Source organism: Arcticibacterium sp., from assembly GCF_055134445.1.
On record NZ_JBSRVI010000103.1, the window covers coordinates 1 to 20,198 of the forward strand.

The following is a 20,198-nucleotide window of genomic DNA, read 5'->3' on the forward strand; positions in this document are numbered from 1 at the left end:
AGTAATGAAAGGAGGATTCACCCTTCCTATATAAGTAAATTGAGATATATCATCATATTCAATATATCCAGAATTTGTAAACCGGAAATCAATTCCAATACCTTTATTAACAGGGAAAAGTATTGTATGAGTATCTGATTCTGCTATACGACCATAAGTAGTCAAGAACTCATTTTTTATCGAAGTATTATCTTTTTTCTTCCCAATTAAGAATAGATAGTGTAAATCAGAATTCTTTTTACCGTTTCTAGCAATACAATCACACATTGGTGTGATTACTAGTAGGTAATCCTTTTTATTTAAAAAAAGGTCTCCAGTAATAATTGATTCACCTATATCGAAAGACTTATAATAGATTCTTTCTGCCTCCATCACATTTCTAACTTCTTCTTTGACAGATTCAAGATTTATTTCCTTTTCCAAAATGGTTTCATCAAATTCTGTTTGGCTAATTCTCGAAACAAGGCAGTTATTCATGAGGTCTAAAAGAGAAGATGACATATCTATACTGTCAGATTTATAGGTTTTCCAAAAAACAACTGGCCAATCTGGAAATTTTTCATAGAATGACCAAGATAAGTTGTTAAGACCTTTCTTTAATGAATCTTCATATTTTTTAATCACATAAGCAGAAGGTGTACCTTTTAACCAATCAGTCAACACATTAATTAAATTTTCGGAACCAGTAGATTCATCATAAACACTACTTTTAGGCATTACCAGTATATTATTTGAAGCTGTAGAGTCTTTAATATAAACACCTCCTTTAATTAAAACTTTTTTAATATAAGAATCGGATTCAGAGCTAAAAATAAAAATGGGGCAGAAGCTATTTTTCTTAAAAGCTTTAATGAACTCAATGTTTGAGTCTTCCATTTCTTTTTTTAAACCTGCAGGTAACGGGATTACTTCTTGGTTATCATTGACACCTAGATCGAGATTCAAAAGATTCCAATCTAATATGACAAACGCAATGTTTTGAAGATTGTCTATTTGTTCAGAATCAGGAATTTCAGTATAAGTCAATACAGGGTATTTATGTTTTATAAGAGCTTCTAATATCTTTGGGGCTGGATCCTTACTTTCCGCATAAATACTATCGACTTGTTCATCGATCATAACTACTACCCCTTTTAATAGATCTATAGGAGAAAAAGCATTGGTTTTTTTTTCTACTACATTGTTTTTTTTGCTCGCCATTGGATTTAGTTTATTTGATTTCTCCATTAAAGTCTATTACGAAATTAGCACCTGAAAGAAGTTTCTCACTATTTAAGTCAGCCACTTCAATTTCATAATCATTTTTATTTAATAGTTTCCTTGATATATATAAACCTAGGCCTCTTCCTTCTTCTCCTTTTCCTGAGTAAAAAGGCTCAAAAATATATGGTATGTCTTCTGGATTTAAACCAGGTCCGTTATCAGAAAAGATCATCTTTCCTTTCATTCCATCTAGCTGGATTAAAATTTTCTTTTCTCTTTGATCTGAAATCTTCAACCAATAAAAAGAGTTATCAAAAAGATTAATAAATGTCTGCATTAAAACAGCATCAGTGCATTTGGCAATTAGTGGAGTATTTAGTACCTCAATTTGGTATTTTATTCCAGCTTTTTTAAGTACTCTGTCATAAAAATGAGCAACTTTGTCAAGTAAGTCTTTTACTCTCAGTTGTTTCCGTCGGCCTTTGCTAGAAGTGTAGAGTAATTGGATATCTTGCATTTGATTTTTAACAAATGAAAACATTCCAGAAATTTTATTCAACTCATTTTCTATCTTATCAAAATCTATTGACTTGTTGATTACATCTTGAGTCAAATCATGAATTCCACCTATCCCTTTTGAAAGCATCAACATTAGGTCATGTGAAGCTGTTTCGACAGATAAACCTACACCTGCGAGTTCTTCGGTTAGTTCAACCCTTCGTTCTAAAAATCTTCTTTCACCTTCAACCTTTAGTTGTAAATTTTGTAATAAAGCTTGTTTTGGTTTATCTAGCTCATTCGAAAGTGCATCAAAAAGTGTTTTGAATTCTGATGCAATTTGAGCTTTTACATTATGTTTTACGTCCTCTCTTCTTTTTTCATCAATCTGATGTTGTTTGTAGGGGTATGTTCTTACCCAATTTAAGAAGATCTTATTGAGTTCAATAAATGCTTTAGCTACGTTTTCATGTTCAATAAGTCCCTCTCTATTAGTTTTATCTTTTAATTTTGGGTTTTTTTCTTTAGATATCTCAATCCATCCCAGAGTTTGATCATTGCTTGCGAAATCTGATGCTCTTACAATACCTCTATGAATATCAACTTGTAACCAGTCATCATTCGGGCTGCCATATGGGTATACACGAATGTTATCCCTAAATAGATATACTCTATGTTTTCTTAGGAGATCTTTGTCTTTCGACTTTAGATGGTACTTGGAGGGTTCTTTTGCGTTAAAGTCAAAAATGAAATAATTGAAACTAAAATCACCAATTTTAGGAATTTCATTAAATAAAGAACCTTCTTGTTGCCAGATCGATGTTTTGCAACTTTTGAGTGCTTGAAATTCTGGGGATGAAGTGTAGATCTCTTTAAGGGTACCGTTTACTTTAAAAGAAAGTTTTTTATCTTTTTCAATATACTTACCTTCTGAAATTTCAATTACTGTCTGATTTTCTATTAATGCTCTTAATCTTTCATTTTCTTCATGAGGTAAGGATTGCCCGACATTATCAATAGAAAAACCAATTTCAAATTCAGTTGCAGGCTTTTTACCAGTTAAAGTCTCAAAACCAGACTGTATTTGGTGAAGTTCTTCATAGCTAGTCTTTATTTTGTTATATGACCATTTCCCCTTTAAGTCGGAAATGATAATTTTTGTTCCATGATTATTGTCTTTTTTGAAAGTTTTATGATTAACCTTTACCGATCTACTAATTAATTCTTTTGGTTTAGAATTCTCAAGGTTAATAATTAATTGGTCTAAGAATATTTCTTTTTTAGTCCAAACTTTTTTCTCAGAATCGTAGAACTCCGTAAAATCATCATCATAAATCGAGAAATTATATGTAATAGTAAATTCTAACTCACTATTTTGAGGTCTCGTTATAATTGTAATATGTTTACCCAATTTGAATAAAGAAAAACGACCAATTCCCTTTTCCCCTTGTATTACTCTCCCTTTTTCTGTGATTTTTGGAAGATCTCCTTCTGCAGATTTTTTATTATAAGTGGCAGGATTCATCCAACTATTTAAAATGACTTCTTCTGTCATTCCTTGTCCGTTATCCTCAATTATTATTTGACTTTTCGAATTATGCCTTAATTGATTGTCAAAATCTTGAAAATCTACTTTAACCCATTCTGCATCCGCGTCATATGAATTTTTTATTATTTCACTTAAAGCGAATTGTTCATTCTTAATGAGCTGTTCTCCAAGCATTGTAATCAACCTGGCATATGGTCTTATATATACATCGCTCATGTTCGCACTTTTTTCCCAATAACAATAAACTCTTCAGCGTAAACCTTTCTTCCGTCTGAGGAATTCGTAAACTTCCCACTTATATCCCGATAAGGAGTAAGAATTTTATTCGATATTTTTCTTTTTATAACTTCCATATTTCTAAACCCTTCTTCAAACATAGCTTGCATAAGATGTTGGGCATTATTAATTCTCACACCTTTATATTCTGTATTGCCAATTACAAATACTGCTAAGCCATCATAATTCAACTTCTCGTAAGAAATATTGATTACTTTCTGCATATCCACATAATATCGAGCCGCACTTTTAGATCTAGCTTTATCTTTTCCATATAGTTGAAAAACTATGTCTTCAGCAGTACTGTTCAATTCCTTGACATCTTTTTTGAATTCTGCAATATCATGAACACTCCCAATAGTACCTTTTCTTAATTCTCTAAAATCACTTACGTATTCCAACCATAAGGATGACAGTTGATGTAAATCGGCATATTCATAAGATGTAACATATGGAGGGCTTGTTACCACTAAATCAAGTTGAACGTTATTATTCGAAGTACTTAAAATACTCCTTGTTTGAATGTCAATTTTCGGGTTGTAATTAATCGCAGATTCTTTAAAAGCTCTGAACATCAATTTTACCTGCTTAACATAGGCTTTTCTTACATCTATCTCCTTCTTATTTTTATCTATTGTAGGTTTTATAGATTTGGTTAACCATCGAGAGGAAGCTTTAAGTATATTAGAAAATGCAACTAAAAAGAATCTTTTGTATTTACTATTACGAGGTTTAACCTCATTAATAGCATTTCGAAGATATGTCAATTTAACTATTGAATCCTTGGTATACCAGTACTTAATTCGGTCTTTTATTATAGTTAAATCTATAATGCATCCTTCGTTGGATTGCCTATCGTAAGCATTTAAAATAAGAAGCATGGTTTCTTCCAAAACCTCAATATTGTAAGAAGTACTTTTAGTTTCGGCAATTAAAGTAGCAACAGGGTTAATATCACATCCCCAAAAATTGATATTGGCTTTTTTTGCCTCATATGCCGTTGTGCCACATCCGCAAAACATATCTCCAATTGTTTGAATGTTAACACCGTTTTTAGTCGCATAAGAAATAGCTTTGGTAGTTAGAAATGCAGGGAACTTAGCAGGATATGCATGTATTCTATGAATAAGATCCTCTTTCTCCTCTGCGAAATTCCAATCATTAGAAATCTCTAAAGCATCCAAATCTAACTTCCACCCTTTAATTTTCATATTCTTAATTTACAGAAAAGTCCAATAATACAATAAATATTGATTTAAAGCTTTACTTAAATAGAAGTAAATGAATAATTAATCTAAAATCCTACCAATCAAAAATATCTCTCATGCAGCTTATGAAAATAGATTTTTGCCCATTTTCTTTTAACTTTTCAGGGCTGGTCATCACTCCAACTCCCTATTAGCCTTAACATACTCCGTAATCTCACCTACAGGTGCTACCCAAATAGCTTCTGTTTTGCTGAGGTATTTTAGGAGTTTTTCTAAGGTTTTTGTTTTGGTGGTTTGTAGTCCACCTTTGTTGATTTCATGACCAGCTAAAACAAGCCAAAGTCCATCTTTTCTTGCTGCATCAATGATGGCCAAGATTTCTTTAAAGCTTTTACCGTCCATCTCTACACCAGTTAATTGAAATAAATCGCAGTAAGCAGGATCGTTTGGAACCTCGTCTAGCCATGTTCTACCAGATTGGAAATAATTCGCTACAAGTGGAACATAACTTTGCGTTTCTGTACCACGTTGAATAAACGTTTGACCGCAAGGGTAAGCAAATTGTGTAGGGGTAACACCTAGCATTTGGGCTATTTTCTCATTTGAAGCTTCGAATTCCAACTCCATTTTTTCTTCGGAGTATTCTTCTAAAGCATTTTTACGAGCCCATAAAAAATTACCCGAACAAGGGTGATTATAGCTATGATTTCCTATCTCATGACCATCTTTTACAGCTTGCTTCCAGCCACTTAGTTGGTCATATACTGGGCCAGGTAATACATAGAAAGTCGCTTTGGTATCATATTTATTCAAAATGGCTGTGCCTATTTGGACTTGACTTGGCCTTGCATCATCCCAAGTAAGGCTAAGTGCCATTTGTTTGCCTTTTGGCCATTTGAATTCTTGTTCTTGAGCACTAATGTTAAAACTTAGTAATAGGAAGAATAAGGTAATAAGGTTTTTAGACATTTTCTAATTGGTTTGGGGCTTGTTTTAAAAGAAACAAGTTAAGTAGATTTTATTAGTTCAGAGCTTTATTCTGGTAGGAAATTAGTTTTTACTATGTTCCATTTCGCTTGATATGAAAGAGTCTATTGCTGAAAAAAATGAGACCTTATAAATTGGCTTTAAGGGATAATGAAATTTGTTTATAAAAGCATTTTTATTCGCTCGCTTTCCAGCGGGGAGGCTTGCCGCCAGCGTTCATTTTTTTTCAAAAAAACGAACCAAAAAAAGTTACCCGGCAGCGGCCGACCGTCTGTAAACTCACACCTACAAAACTCTAACAAGGTAAGGGCGGAAAATCATTTGTCTAAAGAGTTTTGTACGTGCTCAGACAGTACAGGCGGAAATAAGGTAATCATTCTTTATGTTCATCTTAACTAGAAAATAGTAATTCGGCGTTACTTTTTCCCTTAATTAGCTCTTTAATCAACATCATTTCTTCATGATGCTTATGAGAGCCTGATTTCACCCATTTTTCGCTTAGGTTTTTAAGGGCTTGTTTTGATGCTAGGGTATTAATAGCTCCAACACGTTGAATCATGTAATTTAGTATCTTAGGTACTTTGGACTTTTCGGCTAGGTCTAAGGCTCTGGCGGCGTCTAATTCTGCTAAAGGTTCTGTAGCGTACCAATACATGAGTGGTAAATTTTGGTCCTCGGCGTCTTCTGTTTTTTGAACCAGAGTTTCCATCACTTTCCATCTTTGGCTTGGGTCTAGTCTTAGCATTCCTGATGTCAAATAAAGTCTGACCAAAGGAGATTTATCTTTTCTAGCCATGGTTTCAAAAAGTTCTAAAGTGGTTTTTGAAACCGTTTTTTCTTCTGTCAATAATTGAATAGCCCAACTTCTAAGGTTTTCATCTTTGTGCGTAAGCAGTGCATTTAACTCTTTTTCTGAAATGCCATTGGTCACATAAAGTGTCCATAAGGCTCTGAGTTTTTTTGCCGTTTCTGGATTAGTTTTAAGCATGTTTTTTAATGCTTTATAAACCTCAGGACTTCCGCCACGCTCTTGCAAAATGGTGCGGGCCGTTCTTACATTCCACTCGTTTTCGTGTAATTGATAGTTGACCAATTCCATGTCTGTGGCTTTTGACAAGTCCACTTGCACCCATTGGTCGCCTTCATAAGTTATTTTGAAAATTCGACCTAAACTTTTGTCGTGTACATCAGGGTTTGGGCTGTGACATTGGTTTTGGTCATACCAGTCAATGGCCCAGACAGAGCCGCTGGCGTCGTATTTAAAATTGAGCCACTGCGACCAAGAATCGTTCATGGCCATAAAGTCTTTTTGATGCGAAGCCACATATCCAGAGCCTTTTCTGCTCAGCTCATCCACATTCATTTTAGCTCCATTGATGTTGTTCATGAAGATGTTATTATAATATTTTTCTGGCCAATTGCTTCCACCAAGATATATCATAGCACCAGAGTGAGCGTGCCCACCACCAGCCGCTGCCGACCTAAAATTACCCGCATGTGGCCCTCTGTTTCCTAAATAATGAACATGGTCGCCAATGGTCTTGATGTCGTCATAAGTAAATGGGTTAAAGTGCTGGCCGCCTTGGCGATGATACCTGGCACCTTGTATGACATGAAACATGTGCGGAATCACACAAACGGTAATAAAAGGATGTCCGTAATTATTGAAATCCAAGCCCCAAGGGTTGCTGGTACCGTGGGCAAATACCTCAAATTCATGACGAGTGGGATGATATCTCCAAACCCCGCCGTTTATTTTGACGCGTTCGGCATCTGGTATGTTTGGTTTTCCTACATTTGAGTGGGTAAACAAGCCATGTGTGCCATATAACCAGCCATCTGGCCCCCATCTAAAGCTGTTTAGTACTTCATGCGTGTCTTGCGTTCCCCATCCGTCTAGTAATACTTGTGGTGACCCTGCAGGTTTGTCTGTTTCAAAGTTTACAGGTACAAAAAGGAAATTAGGAGCAGCTCCTAACCAAAGTCCATCCATGCCTATTTCGATGCCACTAACCAAGTTTAATCCTTCCATAAAGACCTTCTTTTTGTCCAAAGTGCCGTCTCCATTGGTATCTTCTAAAATCAATATTCGGTCTTTGCCTTCTCCTTCTGGTGCGGGAGTAGGGTAGGTGTGGCCTTCTACCACCCAAAGCCTGCCTTTAGGGTCAATGGTAAAACAGATAGGTCTGATGATTTCTGGTTCAGCTGCCGCCAAAGTAATAGTAAAACCCTCAGGAGGAGTCATAGCCTTAGCGGCTTCCATACCAGATAAACCCGAATTTAAAATGGGGTCTAACGGTGGCATAATGATGATATCCTCTTTATTAAGCTCGTTAGGGAATTTTGGTTGTTCTGGATAAAAAAGGAAATTATCAAAGTTTATGTGAGCCCATGTATCTTTCCCGATGTAAGAGATTGGCGATACGCCAGTTTCATTATCAATGATTCGGATAAACATTTCTTCTCTGAAATATGACCGTAAATCCACCACTACAGGTTGTAAATTGGAACGGCCTTGACCAGTTGAACTGAAAACTATCTCGTTATTATCTTTCAAAACCAGTTCTACACGGGTATCTGCTAAAGCACCTCCAGAAATACTAAAAGCGGCATAAGGTGCGGTAACTGTAAAAGAAGTTGAGGTCAAAGTGCCCTTAAGGTCATGATGTAATGTGCCGCCACTGCTCAAGAAATATTTGCCTTCACCTCCGATACTCATGTCTTTGTCATGAACTGGAGAAGGATTTTGTAAGAAAACGGGGTTTATAAACGCATCTCCTTCTGCCGTCCAATCTTGTAGTGTCCCTGTTTCAAAGTTTAGGTTTAGCAGTCTGCCATCTTTGGTAGGCAGACTTCCTATAATTTTCGGAAGGTTTAAATCGCCTTCTACTACTTCAAATTTGCCCAGCATCCCCGCAGCCCTATGACCTGGCACGGTACAGTAATAGATGTCGCTCTCTACAGCCGTGAAAGTGATGCTGGTCCTACTTCCTTTTTCGTTTAAGGTGTTACTTTTTATGTCGCGTTTTTCCATGGCGATGTCGTGCGTCATGGTTTCGGTGTTTGTAATTGTGATTTTTACTACATCGCCTTTATTGGCTTTTAAAGTCGGGTTTCGAGTGCCGTCTTTAGAGAAGTAGCCTAGCATGGATGCTTCTAGAGTATATTCTCGGTCTATTTTTTCTTGGGCAAATGTTATTTGGCTTATAAGCAGGAATGACAATCCGAGTATCAGAATTTTCTTTTTTAGCATTTTTATCGGGTTGAAGCTTTTTGTCAATTAAAGATAATGGAAATGTTTTGATAGTGTTGGACAATTGCTTTACTCTGTTTCTAAATGTTTTATTGAAAACTTTTTCTTGTCAGAGAGGTCGTCATTCTACTAGAGCCGTCTGTCCGTTCAAAAAAACGAATCGTAGAGGAACTCCTTCAAGAAAAACAATTCACGCAAACTTAGAGATCTAAAATGCCTTAAGAACAGCTATTTATAATTCATTCAGTCTATTTGCACGTTAGCTGCATGGGAACAGTCGATTGTGATAAAGAGGATGAATATTTTTTTGACACAAAATCTCATATTCATATCAACTTTTTATTTCTAAGGATTGAAGGTTAAATTAAATGTTAGCCATCTAGCAAATTGAATACAAGCGATGTTCAGAGAAATTATCTTAAGATTGTCTGGAAAAATAGGTAATGTTTTTTTTTTTGGTTTGTTTTATCACCCAATAGCCCTATTTAAAAAACTAAAAGTGCAATACTTGCCAAAATAAGTCATGGCCAAACTATTCGAAATTAATGAATTTTCTACTGGGAATGGTAACTTATCAGTACTTGAAAAGATATTAACTGGCTCCATAAAAAGAGTTTATTATATTAAAAATGTTGATAATAAAGCAATTCGAGGAGGGCATAGGCATAAAAAAACAAGTCAGTTATTAGTAGCTATAAAAGGATCATGTGAGGTTTACTGCGATAATGGCAAAAACCAAAATTATTTTCTGCTAGAAAACAATAAACATGGATTGCTTTTATACCCGGAAGATTGGCATCAGATGAAAAATTTTACGGAAGATTGCATTTTGCTGGTTTTGGCAAACGAATATTATAATATTGAGGATTACATTGACGAGCCCTATGAGTTTTCTTTCGTTGATGAAATGTTTAAATAAGCTAATCAGCTGAAGCCTTGTTTTTAAGATTACGAATATTAATAATAGCTTAAATGACCATTCCTTTTCTAGATTTAAGCTTAATTAATCAGCCATACCTCGCTGAAATTAATGATAAAATTCAAGATGTTGTAAATTCGGGTTGGTATATTTTGGGTAAAGAGCTTATTGGTTTTGAAGAATCTTTTGCTCAGTATTGTAACTCAAAATATGCTATTGGTGTGGGCAATGGATTGGATGCAATTGAACTAATTTTGATGGCGTCTAATCTTCCAAATAACTCGGAAGTGATTGTTCCAGCCAATACTTACTTTGCCACAATTTTGGCTATTGTAAATGCTGGATTAATACCAGTTTTAGTAGAGCCCGATCCATACACCTATTTAATAGATGTCCATAAAATAGAGGCCGAAATAACGCCAAAAACAAGTGCAATATTTGCAGTGGAATTATACGGAAAATGTCCTGATTATGTCATTCTTAGAAATCTCTGCAATAAGTTTGGATTAAAATTATTCTCGGATAATGCACAATCGCATGGAGCAACTTTTAAGAATAGAAAATCTGCTACATTTTCTGATGCTTCTGCATATAGTTTTTATCCTACCAAGAACCTTGGTGCACTGGGTGATGCCGGGTGTGTTATTACTAATGATAAGGCACTTAATGATCAAATAAGAAAATTAAGAAACTACGGGTCAGATAAAAAGTATTCGTTTCAGCTCTTAGGAAGAAATAGCAGATTGGATGAAATACAAGCAGGAGTTTTAAATTTGAAACTAATGTATTTGGAGGAGATTACAACTAAAAGACGATTGATTGCGAAAAGGTATCTGTTAGAAATTAATAACAAAAAAATAAGCTTACCCAAAAGCGATACTATAGATGAAGACTCTTGGCATTTGTTTATTGTTACTTGTAGTCGTAGAGATGAATTGAAAACTTATTTATCTAATTGTGGGATTGGTACGGAAATTCACTACCCAATTCCCCCGAACAAACAAATGGCTTTAACTTTTTTATCAAACTTGTCACTTCCAATTACTGAAAAGTTACATAAAGAAACCTTAAGTATTCCGCTCAATCAAAGCCTTACAGATGCTCAGATTGACTATATTATTATGTCGGTGAATTTATTTTAATTCTTATGAAAGAACTTTCAGTTGTAATTCCCATTTATAATAGTGCATTAAGATTGGAGTCCTTGATTTCAGTTCTGGAACATGAGTTAAAAGACCTTGATTACGATATTGTTTTGGTGAATGATGGAAGTAAAGACAATTCAGAGACCGTTTGCTTAAATCTTGCAAAAAATAGACCTAGGATTAATGCTTTATCGCTTTCCAAGAATTTTGGCGAGTTCAATGCGGTTATGTGCGGGCTTAATTATGCAAAAGGCAAATTTGTTGTCATCATTGATGATGATTTTCAAAATCCACCCTCTGAAATTCTAAGGCTTATTGAATGTGCAAAAAACGAAGATCATGATGTGGTTTACAGCTATTATCCTGAAAAAAAACATTCATTTTTCCGAAAGTTAGGAAGTGTTATTGTAAATTATTGTGCTACATATTTACTCAAAAAACCTAAGGATTTATATTTATCTAGTTTCAAGCTTTTAAGTCAAGAAATGGTGAAAGAAATTATAAAATTTAAAACTCCTTACCCTTACTTAGATGGCATTATTTTCTTTTTAACAGATAGAATCGGTAAACAAGAAGTCATTCATAATGCAAGAGAAGACGGCCAATCTGGATACACTATTCGCAAATTAGTATCCTTAGTCTTTACCGTATTTTTTGGATATTCTCTTTTGCCTTTACGACTCATTATGAGCTTAGGAGTTTTGTCAATTTTCCTTTCTATATGCTATATGCTTCTTTATTTTTTAAGTGTTATTCCAGAATGGGGCTCACCTGTAATTATTTTTTTCTGCGGGGTAATTTTATGTTCCTTGGCTTTGGTAGGCGAATATGTTGGTAAAACATATATGTTGCTAAAAGGGAATCCACAGTATTTGGTCAGGAAAAAAATCATAAAATAGTATGCTTATTAACAGAAGCGAATACCAAAAAATGTTTGAAACTGAACAAACGCTATGGTGGTATAAAACACTTCACCATAAAGTATTAAGAGCCATTCAAGATGAATTTCCTAAGGACAAAAGCATCTCAATTTTAGATGCCGGGTGCGGAACCGGTGGCATGTTGGAAGTACTCAAATTGGAAGGATATACTAATATTCAAGGTTTTGATTTTTCAGAAGATGCCGTGGAGTTTTGTGGTTTAAGGGATATAACTGTAAATAAAAGAAATATCCTTGAATTGAAAGAGGACAAAGATTTAGGCCAATTTGATGTGGTCATATGCAATGATGTCTTGTATCAATTTGAAGATACGAGTTTTGAAACTGCTTTCAATGGTTTAATGTCTACGGTGCTTAATGAAGGGGTGTTAATTGCTAATAACCAAGCCTTTGAAGTTTTAAGTGGGATACATGACATCGCAGTAGGTGCTAAAAGAAGATTTGTTTGGAATGATTTTAATCTATTAATATGCAAAATGGAAAAGGTACCCCAAATTAAGCAAAGCATTTATTGGAGTTTATTTCTTTCGCCTTTAATATTTTTTATACGTGCATTTCAGCGATTTAAATTGCGTTTTTTGAAAGTCGATTTTGAAAACATCCAATCAGACGTGGAAGTACCAGCTCCAATTCTTAATAAATTATTATACTATATTTCAGACTGGGAAGACCGATTTATCCCATCAACTATCTTCGGAAGTTCCTTGTTTATAGTTTTGAAAAAATGATTTATATAAAAACATTTAAATGAATTTAATATATTTTCAAATTTTCTTTTTTATAGGATTAATCTATTTTTCTTTCTTTTCTAAAGGTTTTGGAAAATGGAAATACGATTGGGCTTTTATATCTTTTGCACTATTATTATTTATTTCTTTCAAAATAGTATTTCTGTTTTACAACAGGCCTCTTAATGAAGACGAAGCCATTAATTTAAGTGAAGTTTTGGGGATTTTTAAACTTGACCCCGTCTTATGGCGAAGTATCGATTTTTTCACATTGGGTCCAATTCAAGTATTATCTTTTGCTATACCATCTGTTCTAGGATTTGAAACAGATTTTGCAAGCCCAAGAGTCGTTTGGATAATTTATTCGATCTTAATTCTTGCCTTTTTAATAGCAGCTTTCACTAATATTTTCAATAAAAAAATTGCCGCACTTTCATCTATTTACTTAATAGTTTTCTTTTCTGTAGCCCCTACGATTGAGATTAATCATTTTTATAATGAAGTTACCGGAATACTTTTTTTATCTATTGGTTTTTTCTTGTTATCGTTAAGTTATTCAACAGATTATAAGATAAATAGCTATTTACAAGCTCTTTTTTATTTCTTAATGGGATTGGTTCCATATACTAAGCTACAAGTGGTGCCAATTGCCTTAATTTTGGTGTTTTTTAGTTTCTATCTCTACCTCTTCAAAAATGAGAAGTTTTCATATAAAAAACTTCTATGGTTTTCCTTCTGGGGAATTTTGCCATCGATTATACTCCTGGTATATCTCTGGTATTATGATCAAATAAATAATTTCTTTCAGTTTTATATAGTGACTAATTTTTCCTACGGAAAACCAGCTTCTATTTGGAAAAACATTTATTTTTCCTTCTTATCTAGATCCAGCACTGGTGCTATAATGGGGTATTATTTCAAATACATCTTTGGAGTGATAGTGCTTATTAATACGGGTAAAGTTGTTTATAAACGAAGAATTACTGAATTAGAAATTTTCTTTTTTCTCATAACGATGGCTTCGGTTTATGCGGTCTCAAAACCAGGGATGGCTAATGGACATTACTATTCTATATTAATACTTCCTTTTATTTTTGGTATTGCTTTACTGTTTAATGGGCTCGATAAGAATGTTTTAAAAACAGCTAACTATATCTATTGCTTTCTAATTTGCTCCGTATTTTATTTCTTCATACAAATTTGGTATACATTCGAAACGACTAAACAAAATTCGGAAAACATAGACTTTAAATATCAGCCTATATATAAAAGTGAACTTTCAAAAAGATTAATATACATTGGAAATAAAAGCCCTGAAACCCCCAAGATGGTTGTATTTGGATGGCGACCACGGCTACATGTAGAAACAGGTTTTTATCAAGCTGTCCATCAAAATGTTCCTGAAAGGTTATTTGGTAACCAAACGCAAGATGCCACAGTTTTTAGTGAGAATATATATTATTTAGATTTAGTAAGAAATAGACCTGAATTTTTCTTGGTTGAAAATAATAGGAGAGAAAGCTATTATGATTACACCTTAACGGCCATGGCCAAATTAAAAAATGTCTACCCTTATTTTAAGCAAAATTATATTTATGTAGAAAGCTTAGAAGAATATGATATTTTTTTAAGAAAAGATCTGGAAAATTGGATTGAAAAATAGCGGTATAATTGCCATTTTCCAGGCGATATTTTCAAGATTTTATATGACGTCATTTGGTCTCAAGAAACATAAGAATTCTGTGTGATTCACTTAATCATAATGCTTCAATAGAAATATCCTTAAATGCGGCCTCGGCTTTAGCTCCTCCATGAATCTGTAAACCTATTAAGCCTGACTGCGGAATGCTTTCGTCTTCTTCGGCGTAATCTATGGATTGGTGGCCATTGATGTATAGTCTGATTCTTTTGCCTTCTGCTTTTATCTCGTAGTCGTTCCAGTCGTTTATTTTTATCCAAGTGAGCACTTCGGTAGAATCTGGAGCTATGAGTGTTACATTCCTTCTAGATTCGTCGTAGAGGCCGGCCCAATATTTGTCACCCCAGTCTGCCTGATAGCCAGTCATTTCATAGGCTGGCTCTTTTAGTCTTTCGCTTCTAAACTGAATTCCTGAGTTGACGAAGCCTTCGCTTCCAGTAAGTTTTATTTTAAGCTTTAGGTGGAAATTGTCATACGCCTTTGTGGTACACAAAAAGTCATTATGAGGAACGGTTTCATCTAGGCTGCCACCAATAATCACCCCGTCTTCTATTCGCCAAGTGTTCAATGTGTCGCCTTCCCAACCATCGAAGGTTTTGCCGTCATAAAGAGAAATGCTGGTTTCTGTAGCTTGATTTTTACAGGATAAAAATAACAAAGGACTTAAGAGAAGGCAGTAGAAAATTGACTTCATTGAGGCTTTACGTTTTGGGTTAGTTCAATAGAACCATACATTTAGCTAAAATATTTTCAGCGTCCACATACGGAAGGGTAGGTAAATTTAGCGAATTATACCTTTCAATTGGGAAGTTAGGAAGGAAAATAAGGACTAGCATAGCTAGTCCTATCAGTCTATTTATTGCCGTTTACTATTACATTTTTTAAATGAAACATCATTGATAATACTTTTGTCTTTTGCAGTATTCTAATCATGTCCTCTAGAAAGCTGGTGGAAAATAGGGAGATGGTTTTTGACAGCTTGTGAAAGAGCAAAAACATCTACGCATCTTTTTAATATTTGAGATAAGTAGATGCTTTACTTTAGTAAAACTAAGTTTGATTTGGAGCTCAGGAAAGAGTTATTGTTACTTTACCTTCTCTTTTGGAACGCTTGATTCAATTACTGAGCTTGTACTAAGTACTTGACAAGGATTCATAATCTTAGCTGAGAAAACGGCCCCCGATTCCACCTCAAATCCAGGATTTAATAGGATGGCATTTCCGGCTCTGTATTCTGCTTTTCCATTAGGTGCTGTAATGTCATTAATACCCACAATGTAACCTACTGCTTGCGTAACGCCATCATTAGTGCTGATAGGAGAATTATATACAACTGTTTGTGCTTCTGCAGAAACGCCTATACTAATGCTAGCCACAGCCGATGTGTCGGCCACCATGTCGCATGAGGATGTACCTGATACTACACAGCGGTATTGATAATTATTGACATCTGCTGATGGGAAACTTAGACTCAAATTTGCCGAAGTAGCTCCTTGATAAACCCCGCCATCTGTTAAGTCAGTAAAACCTGAACCGCTGTTTACTTGCCATCTATAAGTTAAACCTTCACCTGCTGCGGTGATGGAGAAATTGGCGTTATTCCCTATGCATATTTCTTGATTAACAGGGTTTTGGGTGACATGGGCAACTGGAATAACATTGAGCGTTTTAGGTATCGTCTGGCAATAATCATTCATCAAGCAACGGAATTCTGCACCGTTCCAAGAGGCGGGGGCATTGGCAATGCTTAGTTGGTTGCCGTTTACGGTGTATCTGCCACCGGTATTTATATTCGTCCAAACGCCAACACCACTTTTTCTCTGCCACTGATAAGTCAATGTTCCTGCCGAAAGTTTGACCGCTTGGGCCGTGAAAATGGCTGTGCTAAACTCACAAACGGTTTGACTCATAGGCTGTGCCAATATCGTGACATCGGTGTTAATAGTGATGGTGGCGGCATCTGATGGGATTTGGAAACAAGCTGTAAAAACCAAACACCTGAAAGCTTTGCCACTTTTGGCATAATCAAAATTACTGATGATGAGTCTTTTGCTATTCGCACCGAAATATTCCGAACCACTGACATTCACAAAACCGCTGCCGTTGTCTATTTGCCATTGGAAAGAAACGCCTGCTCCGTTTACATCCACTTCCAAAATCGCCTCATTATTAGGGCAAACTATTTGACTTACTGGCTGTAAAGTAATCATTGGCGTAGCACCCACCTTTAGTGTGATGGTATCAGAAATAATGGTTTTGCATCCATTAGAAATCATAGCTCGGTATTGATAACCGTCCAATGAAACCGATGAAGGATTAATAGACAGGCTATCATTTGTTACTTGGCTATAAGGTGCAGTTTCGTTTAAGTCTGTGAATGTACCACCCGTGCTGAGCTGCCATTGGTAGGTGAAAGTACTACTGCTTATTCCTGAACTTAATTTCAGGCTTCCGTTCTCGCAAGCATAGATATTGTTAAATTCGGCGGCTGTTGGGTTTCTGAAAACCAATTGTTTTTCTTGAAATTCGTAGGCTCCTACATCAATTCTATCTTCAAATACACGCACGTTTCCGTCCAAATCTAAAAGGCCTAAACCAAACCCCAAAGTGTCTAATTTTCCGGCATTTATAGCTGGTGAGCAGGGTTGGAGCCTTAAATTTCCTTCTGTAGATGGAGCGGTTGGTACATTTTGAACAAAGAGTGGGTCTAAGTTATTTCCGTTGCTAATGTTATGTCCACCATCTGGGTCAAAAACTAAATTTCCACCATTATCTGTAAAGGTGCCATCATAAATATATACATCATTTCCCAAAAGGTCATCAGCATCATTCTTGGAGACAATGGTATTAGTTAAATTCGTAGTTCCGCCGTTCATAAAAATACCTCCTCCTTCCGCCCAAGTTGCGGAGGGGTCTTCTCGGTTAACTGCCTGGTTTCCTGTAATAGTAGAATTATAAACAGTAAGTGTACCTAATCTATTATTTATACCTCCGCCATAAGATGACGTAGAATTAGTGCTTCCTACTAAATTACCACTTATAAGGCTGTTTTTAATTATTAGCTCTCCCAAAACATTATAAATGCCTCCGCCATAAGCTAACGAACCATATAAGGCTTCAGATCTGTTTCCACTGATTTTACAATTAACTATTGAGAGGAAAGCAGGCGTTCCATTATTATAAATCCCTCCGCCCCAACAAGATGCGGCTGACGCGACGTGGTTATTCAAAATAGCAACACTTCTAAGGTACAAACTCCCAGAATTATAAAGTCCTCCGCCTTTAGCAGTTCCACCGCCATTTTGGATGCTTAGCTTTTGAATGTAAACCGTTTTTCCCAAACCAATTTCAAAAACCCTGTCATTCGCCTGGCCATCAATGGTTGTTATCTCTATTCCATTTCCAATAATTACTAAATCTTTGTCTATTAATATCTGACCAGTAGTAAGTTTGATGGTATCTCCATCAATTATATTATCAAAACGTATGGTATCTCCTGCGGCAGCATTTTCTACTGCTAACCGTAGCGAACCGCAGCCATAGTCATTAGTATTGATTACTAATAAAGGTTCAAAAACAGGTACTGACTGAAGCTCAAAAGCTCCGATGTCTATTCTATTATTATAGACTCTGGTGTTTCCGGCAATATCTACCAAACCTAAGTTATGACCTGTGGTGTCTGCCGTACCGGCATTTATAGCCTCTGAACAAAACTGTAGTCTAAAGTCTCCTAAGTTTGACGGGGCCGAAGAAACGTTTTCTACAAAAAACGGATTCACATTAAGTGTGTTTGTTAGCGTATGATTTCCAACAACCTCATTGATTAGATTATACTCCCCTGAAAATACACTCGGATTATTATTTATGATATAAATGTCATTCCCGCTGGTGAAACTTTTATTTTGGGCAACTATACTATTACGTAAATCTACATTTGCATTATAAAAAACGGCTATTCCTCCGCCAGTACTGGCCTCATTACCACTAATAGTGCTATTGTATATTTTGACATCGGATTCATATATGTATATTGCTCCACCAGAACCATTGCCAGAACCATTGCCAGACTTGTTGCCAGAAATGATTGAATTAGTGATTTCAGTCTGGCAGTTTTTTATCAGTATGGCTCCACCATATCCTATATAAGCCTGATTTCCGATGCTGTTACCTCTTACGTGTACTGATTTTAATATAAGACTACCCGCTGTGCTATAAATGGCACCACCGCTACCTTGTGTTGTGGCAGGAACAGCATTGTTTGTTAATGCCACTTCTATTAAACTCAAGTGTCCACTATTATAAATACCTCCACCCTTGGACTGGTTCCCAACTATTTTAGCCTTCCCATTTTGGATGCTTAAGCCCTTGATGAAAATATTTTTAGTAGAACTTATCTCAAAAATTCTGTCATTCGCTTGCCCATCAATTATTGTATTATCCTTTCCATTGCCTATAATGACCAAATCTTTGTCAATCAATAGTTGACCAGAAGTAAGTTTAATGGTATCGCCATCTATGACGTTATCGAAACGTATGGTATCACCAGCAGAGGCTGTTTGTATGACCAGTCGAAGCGAACCGCAGCCATCATTATTGGTATTGGTCACCAATAGTGGGTCTAAAGTGGAAATTGTTTGAATTTCATAGGCACCAATGTCAATTAACCCATCAAACACTCTTGGATTTCCATCTAAGTCTTCATCACCTAGGCTTAGACCAGCAGTGCTTGGATTTCCTGAATTAATGGCAGCTGAGCAATATTGAAGTCGCAAGTTTCCATTTGAAGATGGGCTACCAGAAACATTCACCACAAACTGTGGGTCTACATTGTTCCCAAAAGTAAAATTATGGTTGCCGCTTGGGTCCTTCACGAAATTATTACTTCCAGAGAGCAAACCTATTGAAGCTTCATTGAGAATATCATCACTTGCTGTTAAAGCAATATTATTGGCCACTAGTGTATTGTTAATCACCATTAGTGCGTCGTTATCACTTTGGTAAATGCCACCACCTTTTATAGCAGAATTACCGGAAACCGTGCAATTGCTAATCCTTAATGTAGTATTAATAAAAGCAATACCGCCTCCTTTTGCTTCGCCTGTAGAGTTAACCACATTGCCAGAAAAAACGGTATTTGTAATTCTATTACTAGAAGTATTTATATGCAATCCACCACCTGTGGCATAACTACCGGTACTTATATTTTCATTACCTATAATCTTAGATTTATTTATGTTCAATGTCCCATGCCAAGAAGAAATTCCACCCCCACCAAGGGAATAACCAGTAGATGAAACCTTATTATTTAGAATTTGACAGGATTCTATGGTCAGATTTCCTTCTGTGTAAATACCACCTCCATTTTCACCTTTGGTAGAACTCGCTGTAGCCATTCCATTCTGAATAGTTACTCCAATAAGCTTTACATTTTTTGAGATTAGAACTTCAAAAACCCTGTCATTGGCTTGCCCATCAATAATGGTGTTTTCCATCCCGTTACCCAGAATGACAAGATTTTTGTTTATTAAAATCTGCCCAGAGGTCAATTTTACGGAATCCATGTCAATTACATTATCAAAACGGATAGTGTCGCCAGAAATGGCATTTGCTACTACATACCGTAGTGAACCGCAGCCATCATCCTTCGTATTGTAAACTAACAGAGGGTTTGGAAGTATGCTTTGATACTCATAGGCTCCTATATCTAATCTGTTTTCAAAAACCCGTGGATTACCTGCCAAATCTTTGTTCCCAAGATTAAGGCCAATAGTATCTGCTAAAGCTGCATTTATG

Annotated in this window: 12 protein-coding genes; 5 read left to right on the plus strand and 7 right to left on the minus strand. The window is 35.7% G+C overall.

From position 1 onward, the window contains the following. The 5 genes from ACTBZY_RS13630 to ACTBZY_RS13650 form a co-directional block, all read right to left on the minus strand. Positions 1–1,227: hypothetical protein (locus ACTBZY_RS13630; protein ID WP_463046890.1), on the minus strand; the 1,227-nt coding region annotated here is incomplete at its 3' end. Further along, positions 1,211–3,466, minus strand: coding sequence for an ATP-binding protein (locus tag ACTBZY_RS13635; RefSeq protein ID WP_463046891.1), 2,256 nt, complete (start codon positions 3,464–3,466; stop codon positions 1,211–1,213). The genes ACTBZY_RS13630 and ACTBZY_RS13635, both read right to left, overlap by 17 nt. Next, positions 3,463–4,737 (minus strand): DNA methyltransferase, encoded by a 1,275-nt coding sequence (locus tag ACTBZY_RS13640; protein WP_463046892.1) that lies wholly within the window; start codon positions 4,735–4,737, stop codon positions 3,463–3,465. The genes ACTBZY_RS13635 and ACTBZY_RS13640 overlap by 4 nt, the downstream gene beginning before the upstream one ends. A 171-nt stretch (positions 4,738–4,908) precedes the next feature. Continuing rightward, positions 4,909–5,703, minus strand: coding sequence for a polysaccharide deacetylase family protein (locus tag ACTBZY_RS13645; protein ID WP_463046893.1), 795 nt, complete (start codon positions 5,701–5,703; stop codon positions 4,909–4,911). A 409-nt stretch (positions 5,704–6,112) separates the two neighbouring features. Further along, the gene (locus ACTBZY_RS13650) at positions 6,113–8,974 is read right to left on the minus strand and encodes a PVC-type heme-binding CxxCH protein (RefSeq protein WP_463046894.1); all 2,862 of its coding nucleotides are present in this window, start codon (positions 8,972–8,974) and stop codon (positions 6,113–6,115) included. Positions 8,975–9,497: 523 nt separating this feature from the next. Between ACTBZY_RS13650 and ACTBZY_RS13655 the strand changes: the two genes are divergently transcribed. Genes ACTBZY_RS13655 through ACTBZY_RS13675 form a run of 5 tightly spaced genes read left to right on the plus strand, consistent with a single transcriptional unit; the run spans position 9,498 to position 14,369 of the window. Further along, complete coding sequence (locus ACTBZY_RS13655) at positions 9,498–9,893, plus strand: sugar 3,4-ketoisomerase (protein ID WP_463046895.1); 396 nt, start codon at positions 9,498–9,500, stop codon at positions 9,891–9,893. 53 nt (positions 9,894–9,946) lie between these two features. Further along, a complete protein-coding gene (locus tag ACTBZY_RS13660) occupies positions 9,947–11,035 on the plus strand; it encodes a DegT/DnrJ/EryC1/StrS family aminotransferase (protein ID WP_463046896.1) in 1,089 nt (362 codons plus the stop codon). A 5-nt stretch (positions 11,036–11,040) separates the two neighbouring features. Continuing rightward, positions 11,041–11,937 (plus strand): glycosyltransferase family 2 protein, encoded by an 897-nt coding sequence (locus tag ACTBZY_RS13665; RefSeq protein ID WP_463046897.1) that lies wholly within the window; start codon positions 11,041–11,043, stop codon positions 11,935–11,937. Position 11,938: 1 nt separating this feature from the next. Continuing rightward, positions 11,939–12,706, plus strand: a complete 768-nt coding sequence (locus tag ACTBZY_RS13670) for a class I SAM-dependent methyltransferase (protein ID WP_463046898.1) — start codon at positions 11,939–11,941, stop codon at positions 12,704–12,706. Positions 12,707–12,725: 19 nt separating this feature from the next. Continuing rightward, positions 12,726–14,369, plus strand: coding sequence for a hypothetical protein (locus tag ACTBZY_RS13675; RefSeq protein WP_463046899.1), 1,644 nt, complete (start codon positions 12,726–12,728; stop codon positions 14,367–14,369). Between the two features lie 94 nt (positions 14,370–14,463). Here ACTBZY_RS13675 and ACTBZY_RS13680 read toward each other — a convergent pair whose 3' ends face one another. Continuing rightward, a complete protein-coding gene (locus ACTBZY_RS13680; protein ID WP_463046900.1) occupies positions 14,464–15,099 on the minus strand; it encodes a 3-keto-disaccharide hydrolase in 636 nt (211 codons plus the stop codon). A gap of 391 nt (positions 15,100–15,490) precedes the next feature. Continuing rightward, positions 15,491–20,198, minus strand: a 4,708-nt coding sequence (locus ACTBZY_RS13685) for a beta strand repeat-containing protein (protein WP_463046901.1), incomplete at its 5' end; no start/stop codon positions are given.

Bases quoted from the DNA above. Each gene is read 5' to 3' on its own strand.
- ACTBZY_RS13635 (WP_463046891.1), bottom strand. From the start codon at position 3,466: ATGAGCGATGTATATATAAGACCATATGCCAGGTTGATTACAATGCTT.
- ACTBZY_RS13640 (WP_463046892.1), bottom strand. From the start codon at position 4,737: ATGAAAATTAAAGGGTGGAAGTTAGATTTGGATGCTTTAGAGATTTCT.
- ACTBZY_RS13645 (WP_463046893.1), bottom strand. From the start codon at position 5,703: ATGTCTAAAAACCTTATTACCTTATTCTTCCTATTACTAAGTTTTAAC.
- ACTBZY_RS13650 (WP_463046894.1), bottom strand. From the start codon at position 8,974: ATGCTAAAAAAGAAAATTCTGATACTCGGATTGTCATTCCTGCTTATA.
- ACTBZY_RS13655 (WP_463046895.1), top strand. From the start codon at position 9,498: ATGGCCAAACTATTCGAAATTAATGAATTTTCTACTGGGAATGGTAAC.
- ACTBZY_RS13660 (WP_463046896.1), top strand. From the start codon at position 9,947: ATGACCATTCCTTTTCTAGATTTAAGCTTAATTAATCAGCCATACCTC.
- ACTBZY_RS13665 (WP_463046897.1), top strand. From the start codon at position 11,041: ATGAAAGAACTTTCAGTTGTAATTCCCATTTATAATAGTGCATTAAGA.
- ACTBZY_RS13670 (WP_463046898.1), top strand. From the start codon at position 11,939: ATGCTTATTAACAGAAGCGAATACCAAAAAATGTTTGAAACTGAACAA.
- ACTBZY_RS13675 (WP_463046899.1), top strand. From the start codon at position 12,726: ATGAATTTAATATATTTTCAAATTTTCTTTTTTATAGGATTAATCTAT.
- ACTBZY_RS13680 (WP_463046900.1), bottom strand. From the start codon at position 15,099: ATGAAGTCAATTTTCTACTGCCTTCTCTTAAGTCCTTTGTTATTTTTA.